General features: G+C 55.5%; 6 protein-coding genes and 2 pseudogenes. 1 reads left to right on the top strand and 7 read right to left on the bottom strand.

The annotated features are described in order from the left end of the window. Nucleotides 1–295 precede the first annotated feature (295 nt). From spxB to EKM97_RS05415, 5 genes and pseudogenes are all read right to left on the bottom strand, one after another. On the bottom strand, nucleotides 296–2,068 hold the full coding sequence (spxB, locus tag EKM97_RS05430) for a pyruvate oxidase (protein WP_125571309.1): 1,773 nt from the start codon (nucleotides 2,066–2,068) through the stop codon (nucleotides 296–298). A 194-nt stretch (nucleotides 2,069–2,262) separates the two neighbouring features. Further along, the gene (locus EKM97_RS05425; RefSeq protein ID WP_125571307.1) at nucleotides 2,263–3,429 is read right to left on the bottom strand and encodes a hydroxymethylglutaryl-CoA synthase; all 1,167 of its coding nucleotides are present in this window, start codon (nucleotides 3,427–3,429) and stop codon (nucleotides 2,263–2,265) included. Continuing rightward, entirely contained in the window at nucleotides 3,429–4,679 is a 1,251-nt protein-coding gene (locus EKM97_RS05420) for a 3-hydroxy-3-methylglutaryl-CoA reductase (RefSeq protein ID WP_164507446.1), read from the bottom strand. The genes EKM97_RS05425 and EKM97_RS05420 overlap by 1 nt, the downstream gene beginning before the upstream one ends. Beyond that, nucleotides 4,658–4,753: pseudogene (locus EKM97_RS12205) on the bottom strand (hypothetical protein); the annotation flags it as partial. The gene EKM97_RS05420 and the pseudogene EKM97_RS12205, both read right to left, overlap by 22 nt. Beyond that, nucleotides 4,714–5,844: pseudogene (locus tag EKM97_RS05415) on the bottom strand (acetyl-CoA C-acyltransferase); the annotation flags it as partial. The pseudogenes EKM97_RS12205 and EKM97_RS05415, both read right to left, overlap by 40 nt. A gap of 180 nt (nucleotides 5,845–6,024) precedes the next feature. Between EKM97_RS05415 and EKM97_RS05410 the strand changes: the two are divergent. After that, the gene (locus EKM97_RS05410; protein ID WP_125571301.1) at nucleotides 6,025–6,312 is read left to right on the top strand and encodes a hypothetical protein; all 288 of its coding nucleotides are present in this window, start codon (nucleotides 6,025–6,027) and stop codon (nucleotides 6,310–6,312) included. Between the two features lie 2 nt (nucleotides 6,313–6,314). Here EKM97_RS05410 and EKM97_RS05405 read toward each other — a convergent pair whose 3' ends face one another. Both EKM97_RS05405 and EKM97_RS05400 read right to left on the bottom strand, forming a co-directional pair. After that, entirely contained in the window at nucleotides 6,315–6,878 is a 564-nt protein-coding gene (locus EKM97_RS05405; protein WP_125571299.1) for a restriction endonuclease, read from the bottom strand. 163 nt (nucleotides 6,879–7,041) lie between these two features. Beyond that, a complete protein-coding gene (locus EKM97_RS05400; RefSeq protein WP_125571297.1) occupies nucleotides 7,042–7,773 on the bottom strand; it encodes an SGNH/GDSL hydrolase family protein in 732 nt (243 codons plus the stop codon). Nucleotides 7,774–7,889: the final 116 nt, after the last annotated feature.

Genomic DNA, 7,889 nt, shown 5'->3' with positions numbered 1-7,889 from the left:
TGATTTTGCCGGGTGTACACCGCAGATTATCTCAGGAGCGCGGATTTGACGCCGGGTTTGCGGCAAATCTGCCAGCGGAAGACGGCGAAGCCGCCTGGAGCGGTCCCGCCCGACGTAGTTCTCCGGAGCGCAGCCCAAGTGCACTCACGCCGGAGTTGCCGACCTCACCGCCTAGCGGCGGTATGAAAACGGCACAGAGGCCGTGCGCGACTTCGTCGCCAAAACACTTACGCTGACGGACAGCGAAAAAACCACCAGCTCATTCTGAGCTGGTGGTCCTCGTTAATCACTGCAATTAGTCACCCAACTGTTCGGGTGCAATCTCACCCTTGGCAGCCTGTTCAAGCAGCTCACGCAGCGGGATCAGCCCCTGCGCATGGTACTTCTTGACGAATGCAGCCACCGCGTCTGGATCCTGCGTCTTCGTGTCGAGCACCAGCTGCTCTACAGGCAGTGGGCGCTCGTTGTTGGTGTGCACATTGATAACCACTGGACCGTCGGCATCCTTAGCAGCCGCAAAAGCCGCCTTCAGTTCATCCAGTGTGGTCACTTCAAAACCAGTTGCTCCGAGCGCAACCGCCGCGTCTGCGTAACGCATCCCCGGCTGCAGTGCAACTCCGCTGTGTACCTGCTTGGTGTCATCCTGCTCGGCCTCAATGAAGCCAAGGCTTTCGTTACTAAGCACAACGTTGATAATTGGCAACTTGTACTTCACCTCGGTGATGATGTCCTGCATCACCATCGAAAAACCACCATCACCCGCAATTGCCCACACCTGTTTGTCTGGGTAAGTCATCTGCGCACCAATGGCCGCTGGTAGTGCGTAACCCATGGTGGCGTACCAACCGGACGTACTAAACTTCTGCCCCCGGCTGGTGTCAAGGAAACGCATCCCGTTGATGGTGACATTCCCAACGTCAACCTGGAAGATTGCGTCGTCCGTTGCCATTTTGTTGATCTGGGCAAAAATTGGTTCCACCCGCAGCGGCGTTACTGTGCTCTCTGCGAAGCTGTCCACCCACGCCTGCCAGTTAACCTTGTCCGCCAAAGCTGCCTTATACCACGCATTTTGCGGGCGCGGGGTGCTCCGGTCGAGCATCATCCTCACGACCTTCTTTGCGTCCGCGAGGATGGCAACATCAACCGTGTGCCGGCGGCCAAACTGGGCGGCGTCAATGTCGACCTGAATATACTTGGCATCTGGGTTGATAAAGTAAGCTTGGAACGGGAAGTTGGAGCCTAAGAAGAGGACCGCGTCCGCTGCGCGCGCGATTTCAACCCCTGGTTTGCTGGCAACACGGCCGGCACTACCCATGTTGGCCACATAGTCATCCGGCACAACGTCTTTGGCCGGTGCCGTGACGACAATTGGCAGGGACAGCTTCTCGGACAGTGCCATGATGTCCTTAGTCGCACCGCGCGCCCCCTGACCGACGTAGATAATTGGCCGCTGGGCATTCTTCAAAATCGCCAGCGCCTGGTCAACGCGGCCGGGATCAGGTTCCGGCATGATTGGCTTCTGGTAGAGATGAGCGGAACTCACGTAATCGTCAGCGATTTCCTGCCACCCCAAGTCCTTCGGGATGGTCACAACGGCAACGCCCTTGTACTTGTATGCCTGACGGATGGCCTCGTCGATCACGTGCGGCATTTGCTCCGCGGTCATTACCGTTCGGTTATACACGGACACGTCCGCAAACATCGGATTTTCGTTCATTTCCTGGAAATAATCGGTGTTCATTGCACCAGTCGGCACTTGGCCCACGATTGCCAGCACTGGGACGTGGTCATACTGCGCATCGTACAGTCCGTTGAGCAGGTGCACTGCACCCGGCCCAGCGGAACCCACGGTAACCCCAATTTGGCCACTGATTTTGGCTAAACCGGAGGCCGCAAGTGCACCCACTTCTTCGTGCCGCACCTGCACGAATTCAATCGTTGACCGCCGGTTCGCAAAGGCGTTCATCGTCGAATCGAGTGAGCCGCCGGGCAAACCGTAAACCTGGGTCACACCCCAATCTTCCAGCACCTTCAGCATCGCGTCTGCTGCGTTAATTTTCTGAACCATATGATGACCTCCATTCAAACCGTTTACTATCTATTAGTAAGTTCTATTGTTATTGTAACCGATTGCAGGCAAAAGTAAAAGCGTTGGCAGGCAGATTTTTGAACAAAACTTGGCCGTTGTAAGCATGCACCGTCAGCGGACATCAAAAAAAGTGTGGCCACGACGAAATCGTCACGGTCACACTTATCATTGCATTATTTAATTGTGTACTGCCGTTCCTGATTTTGGACGCCGGTCAAGCGGAATTTACCCGTCTGCATGCTGGTATCACTGACGTAATCATCTGCAGCATATGGCACCTTGTTCAGGAAAACACGCTCGTAGTCAGCAACGCTGAGCTTACTGCGGTTTGCCAGCAGTTGCTGGTGCGCCGCCGCGTGCAGCTGATCCGCATAGCCAGGTTGCAGTACGCCGCTGAAGAATTCACCCACCGCACCGGAGCCATAAGAGAACATCCCCAGACGATCGCCAGCCTGCAAATCCGTACTGTGCTCTAGCAAGCTCAGGAGACCCAGGTAAAGCGACCCGGTGTAAATATTGCCAATCTGGCGACTGTAGATGGTCGCCAGCGCGTAATTATCCGTGAGGCGACCCTGAGTGGCCACGTCTGCTTCCGGCAGCACCGTGCGTAAGGCCTTCATGCCCATCTTCGTGTATGGCAAATGAAAGTTAATGGCCGCAAAATCACTGAGCGACCGGCCCGTTGCCTGCGTGTAATTACGCCAGACGTCCTGGAAGAACTGGATGTACTGCTCCGTGGAGTACTTCCCCTTGGCAAGTGCCAAGTCAGTATACACGGGCCGCCAGAAGTCCATAATGTCCCGGCTAATGAATTGAGAGTCATCCTCAACGGTCATGAGGCGGGGATTTGCGCTAATGAGCATTGCCACGGCCCCAGCACCCTGAGTGACTTCACCGCCGTCTTCAAGGCCGTAACGTGCAATATCCGCTGCAAAAATCAACGCGGTTTTATCCGGATGCGCCGCCACGTAATCCCGTGCGGTCATGAGGGCAGCCGTACCACCATAACACGCCTGCTTGATTTCATACGTCCGGATGGTTTCAGGCAGTTCTAGCAACCGCTGGGCAATCACTGCGGCCGACTTACTGGCGTCGATTCCGGTCTCGGTTCCGACAATGAGCAGCCCAATTTTGCTGGTGTTAATTTCGTGAATGAAATCCTGCGCGGCATCCGCGGACATGGTGACCACATCTTCAGAAGAAGGCGGTACTGCTTGCTGACTCTGACCAATTCCGATGATGAATTTGTTTGGATCAACACCGCGGGCAGTGGCGAGTTCGGCTAAGTCCACATAGTAGTGCGGCGAATACAAGCCAATTTGATCAATCCCAATGTTCATTATTTGTCCTCCTCTTGTCGCAACTGTTGCAGTAGCCGCTGCGCATTCCGTAATGTCTTTTCGCTATCCTGCAGACGGGCCGTTAACTGGTCAACCTCGCCGCCCGAAGCGCCAGCGGCAATTGCCAGTGCCCCGGCCTGCAAAGCCATGTGACCCGCCTGAATGCCAGGGCCAACCAGTGCGCGCAGGGCGGCCAAATTTTGCACTAGGCCGAGCGCGGCGAGCACTTCCTGCTCATCGCGCACGCATTCAATGCGCGCCAGTTCCCGACTGACACGCGCCAGCGGCAAAGCGCTAATCGCGCCGCCGACAGTCCCCAGTTGGAGCGGCAGGCTAATCGTGCCGCGCAAAAATTCGCCATCAACGCGCCAGTTAGTGAGCGGCGCGTATCCCTGGCCACGGCCCGCATAAGCATGCACGCCGGCCTCTAAGGCCCGATAATCATTTCCCAGCGCAATCGCGGCGCCGGCAACGCCATTCATGACGCCCTTGTTACTCGTCGTCGCGCGGGCGGTGCTGGCCTGCGCGTAGCGACTCGCCAGTTCAATGCGGGCGGCGACCGCCGCGCCATTGCCGGAAGCAGTTGCGACCCCCGCAACGGGAATGGTCACACTAGCTTGCGTGAGCTGCTCACTATAATTACTCAAAATGGCAAACAATCGACGTGTCTGTAAGAGCACGTCCAGGCGGTCAGCAATGGCTTCAGCGATGGTATTGACGATGTTGGCCCCCATGGCTTCTTGCACATCAACGGTCACAAGAACCGTGGTGAACTGTTCCTTCACAATGCTGCGGATGTCGCGAACCCCACCGCCGCGACGAACAATGGAGGGATGGGCGCGCTGCGCCACTGCCAAAAGGTCGTCATGCGCTTCATCGATGCGCTGCAAATTGGCCTTGCTTAAACCGGCATAAACAATCTCGGCCGTGACCAAGTGCGCTTGCGGCGCCTGGGCGTACACCCCGCCGCCAAGACTCGCCATCCGGGCCCCGTTACTCGCAGCTGCGACAACGCTGGGTTCCTCGCCCACGATGGCGACCTCACGCGTCAACCCATTCACTCTCAGGCGGTGCACCACACCCAGCGGCAAGGGAAACTGGCCCAACTGATTTTCGGTCAGGTGCGCCGCGGTCGCTTCCGGGAGCAGCGGCGACTGCCGCAGCAGGCGCGCTGCCGTTTCGTTCAATTGACCCGCCTTTTGCAGTTGCTCAATGCGCTCTTCACGACTTAACTGGTAGAATTTGGCCATCTTAATCTGCCACGTGCAGCTGCAGGCCGACACCCAAGCCACCACCGATGCACAGTGCGGCCACTCCGGTATGTCCATGCCGCTGCTGCAGTGCGTGAATCAGCGTGACCACAATACGGGCACCAGAGTCCCCAAGCGGGTGGCCCAGCGCAATTGCGCCGCCATTCACGTTCACACGGGCCGCATCCAGTTCGAGGTCACGCACCACCGCCACACTTTGCGCGGCAAATGCCTCGTTGATCTCGTAAAGATCGACGGCCGACTTCGCCGTTGTGGTGCGGTCCAGCAGCTTGTTCACCACGTGGTACGGTGCATAACCCATGTAGTCAGGGTCCGTGCCGATTTCCGCGTAGCCGTCGAGTACGGCGAGGTACTGCAAGCCCAGTTCATCCGCCTGCTCGCGACTCATCATAATTAGCGCGGAGGCACCATCATTAATGGCACTAGAATTACCAGCGGTAACACTGCCGCCTTCTTGGAATGCGGGGCGCAAGCGCGCCAGCTTTTCTAAGCTGGTGTCCGCGCGTGGACCTTCATCCGTCGTCACGGTCACGCTTGCCTTCCGGTTTTGCACGGTCACCGGCACAATTTCATCGGCAAAAGCCCCGGCTGCGGTGGCAGCGAGAGCGCGCTGGTGCGACCGCAAGGCGAACGCATCCTGCTGCTCGCGACTGACGGTATACCGCGCCGCCACGTTCTCCGCGGTCACACCCATTGGCAGACCATTGAAGGCATCGTTCAGGCCATCGCGACCAAGACCATCAACGAGTTGCTGATTGCCAAATTTGGCCCCCCAGCGCATCCCGGTGTTGTAGTATGGCACCGAACTCATACTCTCTGTGCCGCCAACGAGCACGACATCGGCGTCGCCCATGACAATCGCGGTCTGGCCCAGGCGAATCGCCTTGAGACCAGAGCCGCACACCTCGTTCACAGTCATGGCACTGCTCTCCTGGCGCATCCCACTGCCCAGCGCGATTTGGCGGGCAACATTTTGGCCAGAACCAGCCTGGTAGACGTTACCAAAAATCGATTGGTCAATTAGTTCCGGCGTAATGCCGGCGCGTTTAATGGCCGCTTTGGCCGCAACAATTCCCAAATCGACCGCATTTTTGCTTGCAAGCGCCCCACCAAACCGACCGATTGGCGTGCGCACAGCTGACACGATGACAACTTCCACTCTAATTCCCTCCGTGATTGTTTTATCTAATGAAGATGTTCTGCAATTAATGTACTTAAGAATTATACATGAAAATTATCCCGCCGCGTAGCGCTTTGACCGCCCTTAAAAAATGCTTATCCTCAAATTCCGAGTAAAACGATATAATCGTTATGGAGGTATAGCATGCGTGTTATTGATATGATTGCCATCACGGCAGATTTAAGCAAAAACGCCCCCCTGATGTCTCAGGAGGACGATAAACTAGTGAATATTGGGTCTTATGAACTCAATGATGCCATCATTACCTTGAAACCGGCCGCTACCGGCCGCAAGCCACTGCGTCACTGGGAACTAGCGGTGCTGTTAAACAAGCCCGAATACCGCCAATTCGCGGTGCGCATTGCCACTAGCGACGGCTCACGACCGATTTTTGGGTGCAGCTTCAAGTCCGGCGCCATTATTTTGCACTAACATTAGCTCGGCAAATGCTTCATCAGTTTGCGCAGACCATCCCGGTTAATCAGCTGTACACCCAGTTCCGTGGCCAGTTCTTGGGCGGAGTCTGAGAACTCACTATTGCTGAGGACAATCGCTTCGTCCAAGTCGTAGTAGTCACAGCCACTCCAGACTTCTTGAACGGCGTGATTGCCGACAAAGCCGTTATACCGTTTGCACTGGATGCCATACTTCTTTTTATTCTTACTGGCAATAATGTCGACACCCTGATCGCCACTCTCCTGAGTGACGCTGACGTGCCGATAGCCATTATTCTTGAGGACAAAGGCGCAAAAGCGCTCGAATTCGAAACCGTCCATGTTGTCGACCTTCTCCATTGACAGGTCGCGATAACGAAAATGATGGATAAACACCCATGCCCCAATCCAAATCGCGCAGGCACTAATGAGGCCGAACGCGGTTGGATCCAGCGCCGCGTGCCAAGTATTGGGCACGACATCACGCAAATAAACGGCATACGCTAGGGCAAGCAGCGTGCACAGCAGCAGTAAAGTAAATATCCTTTTTATCAAGCGGTGCATATAACCAACCCTCTTTACTAAACATTTCTTCTATTTAAGAATAGCAAACATTGGTTCGCACCGCTACCACGGATGGCTAAAGCTTTGGTAAAAATCGGCAGACGCAAAACACGCGGGGACATTTTACCTGTCCCCGCGCGTTTTTAGTTACCTCAGCGCATCATTAAAAGTCCTGCACGGCTTTGTTCAGTAGCAACTGGGCAATGGCCGCGTTCCCCGCATCATTGGGATAGCTGTTGGCCGCGACGTTCGTGCTATTACTAAACACTGAACTCAGGTCAACGTACTGGGCACCGTTGCTGCTGGCAACACTTTTAGCAACCGCACCGTAGGCACTTTCACTGGCAGACTGCCATGGGCTGAGCACAATGATGTGCGCTTTGGGTGCCTGATGTTTAATGTCCTGCACGAGCGTCGTCAGGTTCGTCTGGTATTCTGCCGTCGTTGCGGCGTACAGGTTACTGCTATTCTGTTCCGCATTCCCGTACTGAATCGTGATGAGATCAGGCTTGCTAGCCAGCACGTGGTTCAGCACTGGTAGCGCGCTCCCCTTAACCGTCCCGTCAGTATTCCACTGACCGGAAAGCGTCACTTTGGCGTTCAACTTCTTACGCAAGTTGCTGGCGAGCAAGTACTGGTAGGCGTTATGGGTGCTGCTTGCGCCGGTACCACTAGCAATCCCGTCACCCAGCGCGGCGTACTTGATGGTCTGCTTCTGCTGCGACTTTTTGCTACTACTGCTAGTCGTCTTAGCAGCGCCACTGCTCTTGGTGCTGGAACTGGCAACACTGGCGCTAGTGCTATTGCCCAGGTGCTGCTGCCCGAGCGTCACAATGCCCCACGCCCCGCCGGCAAAAATCAGTAGGGAAAGTACGGTTAACCAAAATTTCTTCATTATCACTGCGTCCTTTGCATACTATTAATGTAATTATAGCATGAGGGACAATTCTTGCCATTTACAATTATGCTCACTATTAGTAAGCATCGCTGTTGAATTTATGAAGATTGCCG

Origin of the sequence: Lacticaseibacillus songhuajiangensis (genome assembly GCF_003946025.1) — a bacterium.
Taxonomy (GTDB): Bacteria; Bacillota; Bacilli; order Lactobacillales; family Lactobacillaceae; genus Lacticaseibacillus; species Lacticaseibacillus songhuajiangensis.
Note: the sequence above shows the minus strand (reverse complement) of the source record. Positions and strands in the feature narration are given on the sequence as shown.